The 18,388-nt window shown below is 36.1% G+C and carries 15 protein-coding genes; 8 read left to right on the forward strand and 7 right to left on the reverse strand.

Features of this window, described 5'->3' with window-relative positions:
- Window positions 1–768, forward strand: a 768-nt coding sequence (locus VB691_RS19140; protein ID WP_323293123.1) for a hypothetical protein, incomplete at its 5' end; no start/stop codon positions are given.
- Between the two features lie 14 nt (window positions 769–782).
- Here the strand turns inward: VB691_RS19140 and VB691_RS19145 are convergent.
- The 4 genes from VB691_RS19145 to VB691_RS19160 all read right to left on the reverse strand — a co-directional run bounded on the left by VB691_RS19145 (window position 783) and on the right by VB691_RS19160 (window position 4,829).
- Complete coding sequence (locus VB691_RS19145; RefSeq protein WP_323293124.1) at window positions 783–1,652, reverse strand: class I SAM-dependent methyltransferase; 870 nt, start codon at window positions 1,650–1,652, stop codon at window positions 783–785.
- A 39-nt stretch (window positions 1,653–1,691) separates the two neighbouring features.
- On the reverse strand, window positions 1,692–2,492 hold the full coding sequence (locus VB691_RS19150; protein WP_323293125.1) for a hypothetical protein: 801 nt from the start codon (window positions 2,490–2,492) through the stop codon (window positions 1,692–1,694).
- 47 nt (window positions 2,493–2,539) lie between these two features.
- Entirely contained in the window at window positions 2,540–3,508 is a 969-nt protein-coding gene (locus VB691_RS19155) for a glycosyltransferase family 2 protein (protein ID WP_323293126.1), read from the reverse strand.
- 118 nt (window positions 3,509–3,626) lie between these two features.
- Window positions 3,627–4,829, reverse strand: coding sequence for a phosphoglycerate kinase (locus VB691_RS19160; RefSeq protein ID WP_323293127.1), 1,203 nt, complete (start codon window positions 4,827–4,829; stop codon window positions 3,627–3,629).
- Window positions 4,830–5,000: 171 nt separating this feature from the next.
- Here VB691_RS19160 and VB691_RS19165 point away from each other — a divergent pair, with 171 nt between their 5' ends.
- Together VB691_RS19165 and alaS are read left to right on the forward strand one after the other, a co-directional pair.
- Complete coding sequence (locus VB691_RS19165; RefSeq protein ID WP_323293128.1) at window positions 5,001–5,414, forward strand: universal stress protein; 414 nt, start codon at window positions 5,001–5,003, stop codon at window positions 5,412–5,414.
- A gap of 465 nt (window positions 5,415–5,879) precedes the next feature.
- Window positions 5,880–8,522 (forward strand): alanine--tRNA ligase, encoded by a 2,643-nt coding sequence (gene alaS, locus VB691_RS19170; protein ID WP_323293129.1) that lies wholly within the window; start codon window positions 5,880–5,882, stop codon window positions 8,520–8,522.
- Window positions 8,523–8,611: 89 nt separating this feature from the next.
- Here alaS and VB691_RS19175 read toward each other — a convergent pair whose 3' ends face one another.
- Window positions 8,612–8,905 carry a type II toxin-antitoxin system RelE/ParE family toxin gene (locus VB691_RS19175; protein ID WP_323293130.1) on the reverse strand — a complete coding sequence of 98 codons (294 nt, stop codon included), beginning with the start codon at window positions 8,903–8,905 and terminating at the stop codon, window positions 8,612–8,614.
- On the reverse strand, window positions 8,902–9,090 hold the full coding sequence (locus VB691_RS19180) for a hypothetical protein (RefSeq protein ID WP_323293131.1): 189 nt from the start codon (window positions 9,088–9,090) through the stop codon (window positions 8,902–8,904). The genes VB691_RS19175 and VB691_RS19180 overlap by 4 nt, the downstream gene beginning before the upstream one ends.
- A gap of 109 nt (window positions 9,091–9,199) precedes the next feature.
- Here VB691_RS19180 and VB691_RS19185 point away from each other — a divergent pair, with 109 nt between their 5' ends.
- Entirely contained in the window at window positions 9,200–10,909 is a 1,710-nt protein-coding gene (locus VB691_RS19185) for an RNA-directed DNA polymerase (protein WP_323293132.1), read from the forward strand.
- Here the strand turns inward: VB691_RS19185 and VB691_RS19190 are convergent.
- On the reverse strand, window positions 10,878–11,093 hold the full coding sequence (locus VB691_RS19190; protein ID WP_323293133.1) for a type II toxin-antitoxin system HicB family antitoxin: 216 nt from the start codon (window positions 11,091–11,093) through the stop codon (window positions 10,878–10,880). The genes VB691_RS19185 and VB691_RS19190 overlap by 32 nt on opposite strands.
- A gap of 207 nt (window positions 11,094–11,300) precedes the next feature.
- Between VB691_RS19190 and VB691_RS19195 the strand changes: the two genes are divergently transcribed.
- The 4 genes from VB691_RS19195 (at window position 11,301) to moaA (ending at window position 18,251) form a co-directional block, all read left to right on the forward strand.
- Window positions 11,301–12,644 (forward strand): esterase-like activity of phytase family protein, encoded by a 1,344-nt coding sequence (locus VB691_RS19195; protein ID WP_323293134.1) that lies wholly within the window; start codon window positions 11,301–11,303, stop codon window positions 12,642–12,644.
- Between the two features lie 122 nt (window positions 12,645–12,766).
- The gene (locus VB691_RS19200; RefSeq protein ID WP_323293135.1) at window positions 12,767–14,152 is read left to right on the forward strand and encodes a cytochrome P450; all 1,386 of its coding nucleotides are present in this window, start codon (window positions 12,767–12,769) and stop codon (window positions 14,150–14,152) included.
- Window positions 14,153–14,237: 85 nt separating this feature from the next.
- On the forward strand, window positions 14,238–17,225 hold the full coding sequence (locus VB691_RS19205; RefSeq protein WP_323293136.1) for a UPF0182 family protein: 2,988 nt from the start codon (window positions 14,238–14,240) through the stop codon (window positions 17,223–17,225).
- A 36-nt stretch (window positions 17,226–17,261) separates the two neighbouring features.
- The gene (gene moaA, locus VB691_RS19210) at window positions 17,262–18,251 is read left to right on the forward strand and encodes a GTP 3',8-cyclase MoaA (protein WP_323293137.1); all 990 of its coding nucleotides are present in this window, start codon (window positions 17,262–17,264) and stop codon (window positions 18,249–18,251) included.
- Window positions 18,252–18,388: the final 137 nt, after the last annotated feature.

The raw sequence follows: 18,388 nt of genomic DNA on the forward strand, positions 1-18,388 counted from the left end.
GCCTTTTTACCATCTGGGTTAATCATCAGCATTCTCCCGATAATTGTTTTAACCTCTGTAGCATCTAGATATTTGTATGCTTTAGGTATTTTTTTGTGGTTATGCCTATTTTTGGTAGCAGACCGTTTAATCAAGCAGTTCAATCTCAAATATCTAGGATTTATTGTTATAATGATTATATTAATTGGTAACGTTTTTGCTAACTATAACCTTCATGAAGGTTATCGAGAAAACGCTCAGCTACAGTCAACTTTAAGTGCTTTTATTAAAAAAGAGCAAGCTAATTGGAAAAATCAGGGACAGATAATGTTTATAGTCAAGAGTAATCCTAAAAATTTTACTAATGGTTATAATCACTGGTCTACTTGGTTTTTAAGATACCATAGCAATCGCAATGATATTAACGGTATTATTGGCACAAAATCAATGATGACTTTTGAGCCATTTATCGAAAAATACCAAGACCATTCTCAAGATTTTTGGACAATTAGTGATAATCGAGGTAAGTTGAAAAGTAGTCGTAAAGGGATGATTGGCATTATGCCTGATAAACCAATCTACATCTATCAATTTGATGCTAATAATGTTCCGATTAAGCAGATAAAGTGGATTATGATTGTAGATAAAGATAATTCTCGCTTATACTCAGCAACCAGTGACGGAGTTATCTTAGTTTCAGAATTTAAAACTGAGAAACGCCAAGAAGCTTTGCGATTACATAATATCAATTCAGAAAATGATATTGCTGTCTTCTCTCTTTCTGATTAGGGATAATTCAAAACTTATAATTTCCTGGCCACTAAAAGTAATGAGCCACCAGCAGGAAAAGAGATGCCAAATTTAATCATAATACGCTCTAAATTGAGAACATTTTCTAAAGTAGTATTGAGCCAGCCACTAATCTTTAATTCTGACATAATACTATAATTCTGATTCGGTCGTTTTTGGGATAAACGAGAGACAAGCATTAAGGGAAGTAATAAGGAGACAAAAGATGTTATTTTTACAACTTTAAATCCAGCACCTTCCACCTTAATCTTTAATTCTTGAGCGCGATAGCGACGTACATGGTGGGCATAGTCATCTGCTTGACTCCAAAGCCAAGGATGTTGGGGAACGGTTAGAATTATTCCACCTCCCTTTGCTGTGGCTCGATATATTTCAGCGAGAACTTCTCTATCCTCTTCAATATGCTCTAAGACATCAAATAAACCAATCACATCAAACTCATTTTCAAAAGGAATTTTTCTGGCATCCATTTGGAATAATTCTGTTCTCAATAAACGTTGAGAGGCAAAACTTAACCCTGCGGTAAATATTTCGCTCCCAAACAAAGTGAGTTTTGGGAATGCTCGTTCTATTCCCTGCAACACAAATCCAGTTCCACAGCCAATTTCTAAGAACTTTGTCGCTTTTAAGAAATAGCGTTTTAATGCCCAGATAATTAGGTGATTACGGGAACGAAACCAAAAATTTTTGGCTTCTAGAGGAGCCAGTTGAGAGAATAAACCCGCTTCAAATCCATCACTCGCTTGTGCTAATTCAGGAGCAAAAGCTAAATGATTATCAATTACTTTTGGTAAATAATTACAGGATGGACATTTCCATTCTGAACTTATAAACTTTTCATTACAAGAATTGCAAACTTTCATATATAGTTTCCTTTTACATGATCAAAAAATAGAGAAAATTTAAAGAAATTTTTGATTATTTTGGGTTTTCCAATAATGAAGAGTAACAGAGACATTTTTGAAACGAAAGCCTATCCTTGAATATAGATTAAGAACAGAAACATTGTTAATTGAAATCAATGTTTTAGCTTGAGATATCCCTTGAATCAACATTTGCTCTAAAACCGACAACCAAAAAAATGCTCCTAATCCACTATTAACATATTGCTTAGAAAACCCTGCTAAAATTAAGTTTTGATTTTTATGACAGAGAAAAGCAATGGTTTTCCCCAAATATTCCAATGAGTAAAATATAACATCATTATCATTGTAAAGATCATCTACCCAATAAGAAAATCTGAGGTTTGCAATATCTTCAGAACAGTTAAAATCAATATGAAATCTATCCTCAGAAAAAGATTCTTCGGCAATGCTTTTGATTTTGTTATATTGAGAGATGTTATCTTTATTTTCTTGAATGGTTTTAAATTTTTCTAAACTATATTTTTGCGGTAAAAATATAGTCTTGTCATTTAAAAAATCTTGAAAAATATTATTTCTTTTAAAATTTATTTGAGGTTCTATAGTCGTTTCTACATAATAAAATCCTATTTTTTCTAATAAGTGAACAATTTTGATATTCTGCTTAGGAATTCGAGCTTGGATAAAAAACTGACCCAAGGTATTGTTTTTATCTTCTAGGGCTATCCTCAAAGCTTGTTCATCAGGATTTTCTAGAAAAGTTTTGTTAATTTCAAAACTAGGTAAACCGAGGTTTCGAGTTTCATATGAAATAGGACGTAGGCAATCAAATTCAGTCATATATTTAATCAAAGAAATTAAAAATCAATTTTAGTTTTATTATACCATTAACTTTGGTGTGAATGATCTTTAGTTAATATTGATGATTTTGATAAACTTGAGGTAGAATTTCTAATTAAGTACAAGGGTCTTTTTTTTGTTTCATCAAAGGTTTTTCCTAAGTAGATTCCTATAATTCCTAAAATAGAGATAATAATGCCTCCTAAAAAGTACAAAGAAACAATAAGACTACTCCATCCAGTTATAACTGAACCATAAATTAAGGCTTTGAAAAATAAGTAAATTCCAGAAATAAAAGCAATAAAAGAGATTAAAAAACCTAATTTTATTGAGAGTCTAAGGGGTTTATCAGAATAGGCGATTATGGTATCTGTTGCGAGTTTTTTAAGCTTGCGAAAAGTATAGGTACTTTGTCCAGCAAAACGCTCCTCATGTTGTACATTAATACTAGCAGTAGGAAACCCCATCCAATCAACCAAACCTCCAAAAAATCTGAGTTGTTCACGCATCAAAAGAAAGCTTTCTACCACTTTTCTCGACATAATCCGAAAGTTACCTACTTCAGCATCATAATTAAGCTCAGCGAGATAATTAAATGTTTTGTAAAAAAGCCAAGAGGTAATACGTTTAAGAAAAGGATCTTTTCGCTTACCTCTCCTAGCTAACACCACATCATATCCTTCTTGAGCTTTAGCGTAAAGTCGAGGTATTTCTTCCGGTGCATCTTGGAGATCGCAGTCCATAACAACTACCCAGTCACCATTACAATGATCTAAACCTGCGGTGATTCCGTAATGCTGACCAAAGTTTCGACTAAACTGAAGTCCTTTAACTCTTGGATCTTTTTGGGCTAGTTCTACAATAATATCCCAAGAGCGATCGCCGCCACAATCTTCGACTAAAATAATTTCAAAATCTTCAGAGATGGTTTGTAAAGAAGTCTTGAGACGATGATAAAGTTCATCAAGACATCCTTCAGCTTTATAAACAGGAATTACCACGGAAAGATGAGACATGGTTGATGATTTTTCAATTTTCTTAAATTATGGAGATGTCTATTTAAAGATAGGATAAAATTATGTTGCGTTTTGCTAAGCTAAAACGCATTTTAAATACGTTTTAGCTTAGGATAAATTATGCTTCGTCTAAGGCAGCAATACCAGGTAAAACTTTACCTTCGAGCAGTTCTAAACTAGCACCACCTCCGGTAGAAATGTGGCTCATTTTATCAGCAACTCCCACTTTTTCGACCGCAGCAACGGAGTCACCACCGCCAATAATAGTAGTTGTTCCTGTTGCAGTTAAACCCGCTAAAGTATGAGCGATCGCATCAGTTCCAGCAGCGAATTTATCAAATTCAAATACACCCATTGGGCCATTCCAAATCACTGCTTTACAGTCAGCTAAAGCGTCTTCAAACACTTTAATAGAATCAGGGCCAATATCTAACCCCATCCAACCGTCTTCAATGTTTTCAATGCTGGCAATTTTAGAATTAGCATCTTTAGCAAAGTTATCAGCTAAAACTACATCAGTAGGCAATAAAAATTGTACCCCTTTTTCTTTAGCTTTCGCTTCCAAAGATTTCGCTAATTCTAACTTATCTTCTTCCACTAAAGATTTACCTACACTTAAGCCACGGGCTTTATAGAAAGTAAAAATCATGCCTCCACCAATGAGCAATTTATCACACTTTTCGAGTAAAGTTTCAATGACTCCAATTTTACTAGAAACCTTAGAACCGCCGATAATAGCAGCTAAAGGACGTTGAGGGTTTTCAATGGCAGCTTGAAGATAGGTAAGCTCTTTTTCTATTAAATAACCCGCTACACTGGGGCTAAGATAATGGGTAACGCCTTCTGTAGAAGCATGGGCGCGGTGTGCTGTTCCAAAGGCATCATTAACGTATAAATCTGCATTAGCTGCTAATTTTTTGGCAAATTCAGGATCATTGCCTTCTTCTTCGTCATGAAAACGCAGATTTTCCAACATAGCAACCTGACCATTTTCCAGTTTAGCAATGGCAGCAGTAACCGAGTCACCCACACAGTCATCACACATCACCACAGGTTGCCCTAATAGCTCAGACAAACGGGCTGCTACAGAGGCTAAACTCATACTAGGGACTACTTTCCCCTTGGGACGGCCCATGTGGCTACAAAGGATAACTTTCGCCCCTTTGGAGATTAAATCTTTGATGGTTGGCAATGCCGCACGAATGCGGGTATCGTCAGTAATGGTTGCACCGTCTAGGGGAACGTTAAAATCAACTCGGACTAATACACGCTTTCCGGTGAGGTCAGCGGCCGATAAATTTGCTATAGTCTTCTTAGGCACAGTCAATTTCCTCCGAATGATTGCTGAATGATTCTAAAAAAAAGATTAAATCAGCTTGTCAACAAACACAACTACAACCGACCCCTGAGACAATAAAAAAATAAGACAGGGGACAGGTGATCGCTCTGTTGCTGATTGTACCGGAGTGGGTATCCAGGAGATAGATAAGTTATGTTTAATACGGTGTTATTCTCTGTGGATCAGAGTCGAGAGGCTCGTGAAGCGGCTGAAACGGTGGCTAATCTCGTTAAGACCCATAATAGCCGTTTAGTGTTGTTATCGGTGGTAGAAAAGCCTACTGAGGGGGAAGATAAACCCCAAAGCGGGGTAATGACTTCGGCCGAAGCTGTGGCCAAATTATTACAAGGGGCCCAAGCTTTGTTTGCGGAAAAAGGCATTGAAGCAGATGTGATCGAACGGGAAGGAATGCCTTCTTTTACTATCTGTGATGTGGCTGATGAAGTCAATGCGGATTTAATTGTTATGGGATGTCGGGGACTAGGGCTAACCTCGGAAGGGGCCTCAGAAAGTGTTACAACTTTAGTGATTAATCTCGCCCCTTGTCCAGTTTTAATTATTCCTTAATAAGATTGGACTTCATGAAGTCAGAAGTCAGAAGTTTTTCAGAAATAATTTTTAAGTTTGACTTTCTATTTCTGACTTCGAGGGAAGCGAAGCTATTAGTCGCAATCTCGATATTGCAAGATATATCAGTTATCTTCTAACCAATTTTGATATCCATAGACTAATAAGTGTTGTTTAATTTTATCTACCAAATTAGAATCAGGTATCTCTCTAGAACTTACTTGTTCAACAATTGACAATGAACAATGGACAATTGACAATTACCTCTACCTAAAAGGTAGAGGATTGAAAATAAGGAAAATTTTTTTAATTTATCCCCTTAAAAGAGGAGGTTTTAAACCAAATTAACCAATTGTCAATTGTCCATTGTCAATTGTCCATTGATAATCTTTATCGTTGTCCTAGCATCAAAAATGCCACAATAAAGAAAGAAGGATAGAAGGACTCATCATCAAGGAAACCACAATGGCCAAAACTACACCCTCTCTCACTGGTAGTCAAATACGGGACAAATTTCTCCAATTTTACGCCAAAAAACAACATGAAATCTTACCTAGTTCATCTTTAGTTCCTGAAGACCCCACGGTATTACTTACCATTGCGGGAATGCTTCCTTTTAAACCAATTTTTCTTGGCCAGAAGCAACCAGACTTCCCCCGTGCGACTACTTCCCAAAAATGTATCCGTACCAATGATATCGAAAATGTGGGACGGACGGCCAGACATCATACTTTTTTTGAGATGTTGGGTAATTTTAGTTTTGGGGACTATTTCAAAGAACAAGCAATTAAATGGGCCTGGGAACTGTCTACAAAAGTGTTTAAATTACCCCCAGAAAACATCGTCGTGAGTGTCTTTGAAAAGGATGATGAAGCGTTTAAAATTTGGGAGGATATTATTGGTGTTTCTCCCAAACGTATTAAACGAATGGGGGAGAAAGATAACTTTTGGAAAGCTGGCCCCACTGGCCCCTGTGGCCCCTGTTCAGAATTATATTATGATTTCCACCCCGAATTAGGAGACAAAAATATTGACCTAGAAGATGATTCTCGTTTCATCGAGTTTTATAACTTGGTGTTTATGGAATATAATCGTGATGTGGATGGCAATTTAACCCCATTGCAAAACAAGAATATTGACACGGGAATGGGTTTGGAACGTATGGCCCAAATATTGCAAAAAGTCCCGAATAATTATGAGACAGATCTGATTTTTCCAATTATTGAAACTGCGGCCAATATTGCAGAAATTAAGTACAAGAAAGCGGATGAAAAGATCAAAGTATCTTTAAAAGTAATTGGGGATCATGTCCGTTCAGTTGTTCACATGATAGCTGATGGAATTACTGCATCAAATACAGATAGAGGGTACGTTTTACGTCGTTTAATTCGTCGTGTTGTTCGTCATGGTCGTTTAATAGGTATTGAGGGGCAATTTATCAATCAAGTTGCTGAAGCAGCGATCCAACTTTCGGAGCAAGTTTATCCCCAAGTGAGGGAACGGGAAAGCTTTATCAAAGGAGAATTAGAACGGGAAGAAGTGGCATTCTTAAAGACATTAGAACGGGGTGAAAAGCTACTCGCTGAAATTATCAGTAAAACGCCGAATAAAGGTCAAATTTCTGGGGTAGATGCTTTCACTTTATATGATACTTATGGTTTCCCTTTAGAGTTAACCCAAGAAATTGCAGAAGAAAGCAATTTAACGGTTGATGTCGAAGGGTTTGAAGTAGCAATGAAGCAGCAACAAGAAAGATCAAAAGCTGCTCATGAAACCATTGATTTAACGGTACAAGGTAGCTTAGATAAGTTAGCTGAACATATTCACCCCACAGAATTTTTGGGCTATACTGACCTACAATTAACCGCAAAAATTGAAGCAGTTTTAGTTGAGGGTAAAACCGTAGACAAAGCTGAAGCAGGAACGGACATTCAAATAGTTCTAAATAAGACCCCATTCTATGGAGAGTCAGGGGGACAGATAGGCGATCGCGGTTATTTAACTGGCGATAATTTAGTCATTCGTATCGATGATGTTAAAAAAGAATCCGGGATTTTTGTTCATTTTGGACGCATAGAAAGGGGTCAAGCTTCGGTTAATGATACAGTAACAGCTACCATTGATCGCGCTTGTCGTCGTCGGGTTCAAGCTAATCATACGGCAACCCATTTATTACAAGCAGCATTGAAAAAAGTTGTTGATGATTCTATTTCTCAAGCAGGATCATTAGTAGACTTTGATCGCCTCAGATTTGACTTTAATTGTCCCCGCGCTGTAACCTCAAATGAGTTACAACAAATTGAGGATATTATTAATACTTGGATCGCAGAAGCGCATGACACAGAAATCGCAACAATGCCTATAGAAACTGCCAAAGAAAAAGGGGCAGTGGCTATGTTTGGGGAGAAATATGGGGCAGAAGTTCGGGTGATAGATGTCCCTGGAGTTTCTATGGAGTTATGCGGGGGAACTCATGTTAAGAATACTGCTGAAATTGGACTGTTTAAAATCATGTCAGAAAGCGGTATTTCTTCAGGTGTAAGACGCATTGAAGCGGTAGCAGGCCCCGCAGTATTAGAATATTTGAAAGTACGGGAAACTGTGGTTAAAGATCTCTGCGATCGCTTTAAAATTAAACCCGAAGAAATCAGCGATCGCATTACATCTTTACAGTTGGAACTAAAGACAACCCAAAAAGAATTAGACTCAGTAAAACAAGATTTAGCAATTGCGAAATCTGACCAATTATTGAACAAAGCGGAATCAATTGGTGAATTTAAACTTTTGGTGTCAGACATGGGAGAAATGGACGCAAAAGCATTACAAACAGCAGCAGAAAGGTTACAACAAAAATTAGGAGAAGGTGCTGTTATTTTGGGTTCTATTCCCGAAGAAGGAAAGGTTAGTTTAGTAGCAGCTTTTAGTCCAAAAGTCAATAAAGATAAGCAGCTACAAGCCGGTAAATTTGTCGGAGAAATTGCTAAAATATGCGGAGGTGGTGGGGGTGGCCGTCCTAATTTAGCGCAAGCTGGAGGACGTGATCCTAGTAAGCTAAAAGAAGCTTTAGAAACCGCTAAACAGCAGTTAATTGAAGCCTTAAAAGGTTGATAGAATTTAGATATTTTGTAGGGGTTTAACACTGTTAAACCCCTATCTCTTTTAACAAGATGAAAGATCGCTTAATTAGGAATCACACTTTATTTTTCTTCAATAGAGTTAATTGATAATGAACCGTGAATCACACCAATGATATCTATTTGCTCAGGTTTAATCAAATAAATAATGCGATAATGTCCTTCAATAATTTCTCGAATTTGCTTTGCTTCAAATTCTGGTACAATACGACCCGATAGAGGAAATATTGCAATCTGTTCGGAACGTTTGGTTAATCGTTCAACCTGTCTTTGAGCATAATAGGTTGAATTTTGAGCAATGTAGTTATAAATAGAAGATAGATGATTAACTGCTGTTTGAGTCCAAAAAACTTTCACTTTGACAATCCAAATTTTGCTTTAACTTCTTCCACAGAAATCACTCTCCCTGCTTCACTATCGCTTAATCCTGATTCGATTGATTGTCTAACATAAATTTCGTACATTAAATCATCCCAAGAGGAATTTTCAGGCAAATTTTCGATTAATTTTTGTGCTTTCTGTTTAACGGTTTGAGTTTCCATCGCTTTTACTAATACTGATCACGAGTTTGTTAGATTTTATTCTATCATAACAGTTAGTTACAAGATAAGTGATCATACTTAGGATGATGATAAGGAGATCATTCCCTTCATGACACTTTTGGGTAAGTTTGTTATATTAAGAAAAGGCAAGAAAAGAAAATTAAACGTTATTAAGATGACCACACCACAATTAACATTAGATAATTTAATAGGACAGGGATTTTTTCCCAAGGAATTGATTCCAGCATTCCAAACTAATCAACTTGCCAAAATAACTGAACGAACTGTTAATAATAAAAACGAGTTTCTGAAAGGACATGAACGAAGTAACTGTTCATATCATTCATTTCCCAAAAATCAAGTTACTCGTCGTAATTTAGGCATTCCTAATCCATTACATCAATTAATTTTGTCAAATGAAATATATAAAAATTGGGAAAGTATTTATAATTTATGTCAAAAATCAGAGCTTTCAGCTAGTAGATTGATGGTTGATAAAAAGACAAAGTATGGTAGATCAGTTTCTCCTGATTATAATTTTCAGATAGTTAATGAAAGAATAATAAGATCTTCAGGATTACGCTATAGTTTATATACGGACATATCGCGTTATTATTCAACTCTTTATACACATAGTATTCCTTGGGCAATTCATGGAAAAGATGAAGCAAAAAAAAATCGTCATAATGATGGACTTTATGGTAATTCAATTGATAAGGCAATTCGGAATACTCAGAATCAACAAAGTTTAGGTATTCCAATAGGAACTGATACATCTTTCATTATTGGTGAAATTATTGGTTCAAAAATAGATAATCAATTATGTTCTATATTAGGAAAAATACCTGATGGTTTTCGTTATATTGATGACTATTATTTATACTTTGAAACTATATCTGAAGCTGAAACAACATTAAAAATACTACATCAAATTTTTAATGAGTTTGAACTTGAGCCTAATTCACAAAAAACCTACATTATTAATCTTCCTGAAGTATTTGAAAATATAGCTATTCTGGATTTAAAAAATTTTAAATTTACTGAAAGAGAATCTTCATTTAGACAGAATGAAAAACTATTAACTTTTTTCAACAAAGTTTTTGATTATCATAAAAAATTTCCTAGTGAGAATATTATTAAGTATGGTTTGTCAAACATTAAAAAAATTATTATAATTCCTGACAATTGGAAAATATTTGAAGCAATTCTTCTACAATGTTTAATAGCTGATTCTAGCGTTATTTCAATAATTACAGATTTGTTAATAAGATATAATAATGCAAGATATGAGGATAAAAAATATTCAATTGACACAACTAAAATTAGTCAAGTTTTAAATAAATTTATTGGTTATCAATCAGAGTTAAACCATAGTTATGAAGTTGCTTGGGGACTATATTTATGTAAATCTCTGAAAATTAAAGTTGAAGATGCAGTAGTCAATAAAGTTATACAAGTTCAGGATTCTATAGTTGCTGTAATTACTTGTCATTTATGTCAGAATGGACTAATTGATTCACAGCAACCTTTAGAACGCTGGCAATCATTCATGGATAAGGAAAATTTATATTCTAAATATTGGCTTTTAGCTTATGAAGCAGATTTTTTTGGTTGGTGTGTTAATCCTGAAAAAAAAAATTATGTTAACTCTGATCCGTTTTTCTCTATGTTGAAAGAAGAAGATATTAGTTTCTTTAATCCAGAAACAACAATAAATTATGATAAGGAATATGATGTTCAAAATGATGAGTTTTTATGGTATTATTCAAGAATAATTGATATACCCCTTAAACTTGATAAATTGTCGGACGATAAGTAGGAGTAGGAATAAATTTTCCTTGTGCTTTTGCAACTTCTAACCAGGTTTGTTTAGCAATTTGAACTTCTTTTACTACTTCTTCTGGAGTTTCTCCAAAAGCAGAACAATAGGAAAGATGGGGAATATCCGCAATATATCCCCCATCTTCTTCACTGTAAAATATATTAATATGATAATCTTTCATAATTAATCCTCTTTTTAATTTTACCAATTACTTTTTTCTATTTTAATAAAATCTACAATAATTTAACAATAACATAACCTTAATTAATTCTTAATTTTTATGTCCTATAATTCCTTTAGTCTTTTGTAAATAGACTGTTAGTTAAACAGTGAGGAGTTTATGTTAAAACTAAAATTGTCATCGTGTATTTTAGTCCTTTTAGGGGCTATGATCACCCAACCAAATGCCCTAGCTAGTGAATTAGTCGGACGAGCAGTATTAGACGCTAATACCTTTGCGCCAGGGCCAACATCAGGACAATTTATTGCCCCATCTAATGGCTTTGTTCCCCCTTTTGTAAACCAAGAACCCGTACAAGGATTTTCGGCTATTTTACCAGGCCCAACCGCCAATACTTATCGAGTAATGGAAGATAATGGGTTTGGAAGTAAAGCTAATTCTGCTGACTCAGTATTGCGTTTTTATACCGTTGAAATAGACTTTAATACTGGAGAAGTATTTGCGGCAAATTGGCAAACTGGGGCCAGACTTCCTAGCTTTACAGAAGATAGTTTTTTGCAGTTAAACGATCAAAATAATCTGATTAATTTTGACATTGTTGCTGATTTAACAAATTATCCTAGTTCTGCCATTCCAGTTGATGCTAATATCGTAACAAATCGTTGGTTAACTGGGGCAGATTTTGATATAGAATCCTTCCGTGAAGCCCCTGATGGAACATTTTGGGTAGGAGACGAATTCGGCCCATTCTTACTTCATTTTAGTGCAGATGGCACGTTACTAGAAGCCCCGATTTCTATTCCTAATGTACTGGGATTAGATGCAAACCCTTTCGTACAATCTCCTGATAATCCTAACCTAACAACAGCGAATTTAGCTCGTTCTAGGGGATTTGAAGGAATGGCTATTAATACCAGTGGAACCAAACTTTATCCCCTCTTAGAAGGGCCATTAACCTCCGATCCACAACGCGATCGCTTGTTAATTTATGAGTATGATTTAGCAACTTCTCAGTTTACCGGAAATTCTTTTAATTATCGTCTAGAAAATCCCACAGAAACGGGACAGGCGATCGGTGACTTAACTGCTATTAGTGACACCGAATTTTTAGTCATTGAACGAGATGGAAAACAAGGCGATCCTAATAATCCCTTATTTTCTGATCCCGCCCAATTCAAACGTATCTATAAAATCAACATTAATGAAGTTGATCAAGATGGGTTTGTCAAAAAAGAATTATTAGTAGATTTGTTAGATATTGCTGATCCTAATAATCTTGGTGGCAATGGCACCACTGATGGAATATTTACATTTCCATTTGTTACCATTGAGGCAATTTTACCCATTGATAAAAACACTTTGTTGATTACCAATGACAATAACTTTCCTTTCAGTGTGGGACGTACTCCAGGACAAGCAGATAACAATGAATTCATTTTAGTTTCTATTGCTTCTGTTCCTGAGTCTAACCCATCTCTGGGACTTCTCCTATTAGGTGGCTTAGGGTTAATTTTAAAGACTAAAAAACCAACCAAGTCTAATAAAGATTAAACTGAGCAACAAGTTATACTGGGGTTAGTAATTAACCATGAATGTAGTAGGGTGAGCAGTGCATCGCCCTACAAGCTTTGTTATAATTTAAGAAGTTATAGCAATTCCTGAAAATAAGTTTGATGAAAATAATTCCTGGTTCTAAAACCCCTTCTTTCTTACAACGTCTGCAATGGATTTTTGATCCCGTTAGTTTTTTAGAAAATAACCAGGCTCAATATCCTGAGATGTTTCTTGCTAGTGGGATCGGATTTGGCGATCGCGTGATCATGACAAGCGATCCTCAAGCAATACAGGAAATTTTAACCAACGATCGCAAACAATTTAACGCACCTAGCGGATTTAATAGCATTTTGCGGCACGTTGTCGGAAATTCTTCTACTATGTTAATAGAAGGCGATCGCCACCGAAAACGCCGTCAATTGGTGATGCCATCCTTTCATGGGGAACGTCTCAAAGCTTACGGAGACAGGATTATCGGTATTACCAATGAAGTGATGACTCAACTGCCGATAGAGCAAACATTTCTCGCCCGAAATGCCATGCAAGCTATCTCCTTACAAATCATTATTGAGACAGTATTCGGTATTACTCAAGGGGAACGTTACCAACAAATTAAACAGCTATTTGGGGAGTTAACTGAATTATTTGAGTCCCCTCTAACTTCCTCCTTTCTTTTCTTCTCATTTTTGCAACAAGACTGGGGAAAATGGAGTCCTTGGGGTAAATTTTTGCATCGACGACAACAAATAGATAATTTAATCTATGCAGAAATTAGCGATCGCCATGCTAACCCTGATCCCAACCGCACCGATATTCTATCCTTATTGATGGCATCAAGAGACGAATTCGGCAACCCCTTAACTGACGAAGAATTACGAGATGAACTGATGGGGTTATTGTTAGCAGGTCATGAAACCACCGCAACGGCTATGTCCTGGGCTTTGTATTGGCTTCATTGTACCCCAAAAGTCAAAGAAAAACTAGGTCAGGAATTAGCCAGTCTTGGGGAGTCTCCTGATGCGATGGATATCGCTCGTTTGCCTTACTTAACAGCAGTTTGTAATGAAACATTAAGGATCTCCCCCGTAGCAATGTTAACCTTTCCGAGAGTGGCTCAAGAACCTGTAGAAATTATAGGATATCCTATTAAACCAGGGGACATAGTAATGGGTTGTATATATTTAACCCATCAACGAGAAGATCTTTATCCTAATCATCATGAATTTCGTCCAGAAAGATTTTTAGAGAGACAATATTCTCCTTATGAATTTATTCCCTTTGGTGGTGGGGTAAGACGTTGTTTAGGGGAAGCTTTGGCACAATTTGAGATGAAATTAGTATTAGCTACTATTATGACTAACTATCAACTTAAATTCGGCGATACACAACCCGAAAAATTGCAACGACGAGGGGTAACTTTAGCACCCGCAAGAGGCGTTAAAATGATTTTTCAAGGAAAACATCAAGGAATAAAAGCTCAGACATTAGAATTGTCGAGAAGTTAAGATAAAAGTATAAGTGTTATGGTAAGGGAAGACGGCCGTTTTCCCCTACAAATCTGCCTAAATTCCTTACACCCTCACACCTCCCATGGTCAAATTATTAACCCATCCCCTAATTAAATTAATCAGTCTTCTGATCGGAGTCTGGTTAGGTTTTGAAGCATTATCCCATGTCATTATTGAAGGATTATGGTTTCAAGAAATTGGATATTTAGGAACCTATCTTAAGCGGTTATTTTGTCAGTTTGCCCTCTGGGGAGTGACCACCAGCTTTTCCCTCTGGTTTTTATGGGGGAATTTACATCAAGCGAAAATTCTTCAATGGAATGGGGTTCCAGAAACCCCCCCATCCGCCAAAAAACGGCGACGAGAACGGGCCAAACCCTCCTCACAAGTATTTCCTGAATCTCGACCTATCAAATTATTTGGGTTGCTGCTAGTGGTCTTTGGGTTAGGAGGACTGATGGGGTTAATGTTAATTTATTACAGTCAAGTGGCCTATACTGTTTGGACTCCTGACCTGACTTTACCTAATATTACTCCACCCCTTCCCTCTCCCTTCTTTTTTAACTCTGTTCCTGAACTGTTGTCTCAACTGAGTAAACATCTTTTGAAATTGGGAGTTGTCGCAGGGATTATCATTTTTATGCTCATTAATCCCCAATTTTGGCTAAAGACAATGGCTATCCTTTTTAGTTTAGTCTTTGGCTTAGTTTTATCAGGAAATTGGACAAGAATTTTGCAATATTTTCAGTCTACTCCTTTTAGTGAAGTTGATCCTCAATTTGGTCGAAATCTTAGTTTTTATGTGTTTAAATTGCCTTTTTGGGAATTACTCAATTTTTGGTTAGGGGGACTCTTTCTTTATGGGTTTATTGCTGTTAGTTTGATTTATTTATTATCAGGAAAAAGTCTCTCTCAAGGTAAATTTCCTGGGTTTTCCCGTGACCAACTTTGCCATTTATATATCTTGGGCAGTTTCTTAATGTCCATTGTAGGATTGTATCATTGGTTAGCCCGTTATCAACTTTTATACTCTACACGGGGCGTAGTTTTCGGGGCAAGTTATACGGATGTTCATGTTGCATTACCCCTTGATACTATGGCCGCGATCGCAGCGATATCTATTGCTTTTTGGTTATTCATTAAAGGTATCACCGGATGGGGAAAATATCCCAAAGGTTCGCTTAAATATTCGGCTTTACCCCGTCTTCCTTTTTCACGCCTTCCCTTCATCTTATATTTAACCATTCTTTTATCTATTTTATTCATCACAGAAGGGGTTCAAAGTTTTGTGGTAGAACCCAATGAATTAGCCAGAGAACAACCTTATATTGAACGCACTATTGCCTTAACCCGTCGTGCTTTTGATTTAGATAAAATTTCAATTGAAACCTTTAATGGCACCGGAACTTTAACAGATAAAGATCTAGAAAAAAACCGTTTAACAATTAATAATATCCGTCTTTGGGATTCTCGTCCACTGCTAGAAACTAATCGCCAATTACAACAAATTCGTCTTTATTATAAATTCCTGGATGCTGATATTGATCGTTATACAATTTCCACAGAAATAGACGGACAAAAACCAATTACTGCCAAACAACAGGTATTAATTGCCCCTAGAGAATTAGACTATAATGCAGTGCCGCAACAAGCAAAAACTTGGGTGAACCAACATTTAATTTATACCCATGGTTATGGCTTTACTCTCTCTCCCGTAAACCGAGTTGATCAAGGTGGTTTACCCTTCTATTTTGTCCAAAATATTGGCACAGAAAGCAACGAAGGAGAACTACAAACTGCTAGTTCTTTAATTCGAGATAGTATTCCCATTGATAACCCTCGCATCTATTTTGGAGAATCTACTGATACTTATATTATGACCAATACAGAGGTCAAAGAATTAGACTATCCTAGCGGTCAAGATAATGTCTATAATGTTTATGATGGTCGGGGTGGGATTAATATTGGATCTTGGGGAAAACGATTACTATTTGCTGCTTATCTCAAAGATTGGCAAATGTTATTTACTCGCAATTTTACAGGGGACACTCGATTAATATTTCGTCGTAATATTAACCATCGTATTCGTAAATTAGCCCCTTTTCTTCGCTTTGATCGTGATCCTTATTTAGTCACTGCCGAGGTTAAAAATGATAGTAATTCACCCAAGAAAACAACCCTTTACTGGATAATTGATGCCTATACAACCAGTGATCGTTATCCCTATTCTGATCCTGGCGATCGCAATTTTAATTATATTCGTAATTCTGTCAAAATTGTCATTGATGCTTACAATGGAGACATGAATTTTTATATTGTCGATCCCAGTGATCCTCTGACTCAATCTTGGTCTGAAATCTTTCCCAATTTGTTTACAGATTTGACGGAAATGCCTTCAACCCTAAAAGCCCATATTCGTTACCCTAAAGACTTATTTAACACCCAGTCAGAACGTTTATTAACCTATCACATGGGCGATCCTCAAGTGTTTTATAATCGAGAAGATCAATGGCGTATTCCTCAAGAAATTTATGGAGAAAAACAACAACCCATTGAGCCATATTATTTATTAATGAGTCTCACTAATGATGCTCAAGAATTTATGCTTTTTACGGTTTATACTCCCACCAGTCGCAATAATTTAATTGCCGGATTATTTGCTCGTTCTGATGGGGATAATTATGGTAAGATGTTATTATTTCAATTACCAAAACAACGGGTTATTTATGGGCCCGAACAAGTTGAAGCATTGATCAACCAAGATCCCGTAATTTCTCAACAAATTTCTCTCTGGAATCGTCAAGGATCAAGAGTAATTCAAGGAAACCTTTTAGTTATTCCCTTTTTTACTGAACAATCTTTACTTTATGTAGAACCTCTTTATCTAGAAGCTGAACAAAATAGTTTACCAACTTTAGCGAGAGTTATTGTTGTTTATGAAAATCAAATTATCATGGCAAAAACTCTAAATGAAGCCTTAGATTCCATTTTTAAACCCAGTGAAATAAACCCGTCAACCATTATTCGTAAATTAGAAGAAAATGACGGAATTATTATTCCTGAATCCTAATTAATTAAAGCCCAATTTTTTTCGAGAAACTTCCCCATGAATCAAGTTGATTATCTCCGTATTAGTTTAATTGATCGTTGTAACTTTCGCTGTCAATACTGTCTACCTCAAGGAGCAGAATTAGATTATATTTTGCGTCAAGAATTACTCACCCATGAGGAAATAATTACCTTACTAAAAACCGTATTTATTCCCCTAGGATTTACTAAATTTCGCCTCACAGGAGGAGAACCATTATTACGCCCTGGTGTGGTAGATTTAGTTCAGGATATAGCCGCTTTACCCGCAACCGAAGACCTATCAATGACTACCAATGGGTTTTTATTATCATCCATGGCCCAAGATTTATATAATGCAGGATTAAAACGAATTAATATTAGTTTAGATTCCTTAAAACCAGAGACATTTGAGACAATTATCGGTTACAATAAAAGGGGGATTTGGCAACAAACATGGAATGGCATTCAAACCGCTTATCAAGTCGGTTTTGACCCCTTAAAATTAAATGTAGTTGTCATTCCTGGGGTCAATGAAAACGAAATCGAAGACTTAGCCGCCTTAAGTATAGAACGAAATTGGCACATCCGTTTTATTGAATTTATGCCCATTGGTAATGCCGAATTATTCAGCGATAACGCTTGGGTTCCCTCAGAAGAAATAAGACAAAAAATACGAGATAAATGGGGATTAATGGAGAGTAATATTAAAGGAAATGGCCCCGCAGATGTCTTTAAAATACCAGGTTCAAAAGGAACATTAGGATTTATTAGTCAGATGTCTGAATGTTTCTGCGATCGCTGTAACCGAATGCGTTTATCTGCGGATGGTTGGTTACGGCCTTGCTTATTAAATGAAACGGGACAAATTGATTTAAAAACCCTCTTAAGACAGGGAACTGATACAACAGAAATAAAAGAAAAAGTTGCTCATTTATTACATATTAAACCAGAGATTAATTATAAACAAAGGGACTCAGGAACCGAAACAGGAATTTATCAACGTACCATGTCTCAAATTGGTGGATAACTTATACTGCTACGGGAAAGTAGGGGTTAACGGTTGTTGATACCTACAATAAGGTTTCAGCAAAATAATATCAACATTGACTGAGAGTTATTCTATCGCTATGATGACAATAAGTAGCATTTATTCAGAGGGGGATC

This window comes from Crocosphaera sp. XPORK-15E, assembly GCF_034931425.1.
In the GTDB taxonomy this organism is placed as follows: Bacteria; Cyanobacteriota; Cyanobacteriia; order Cyanobacteriales; family Microcystaceae; genus UHCC-0190.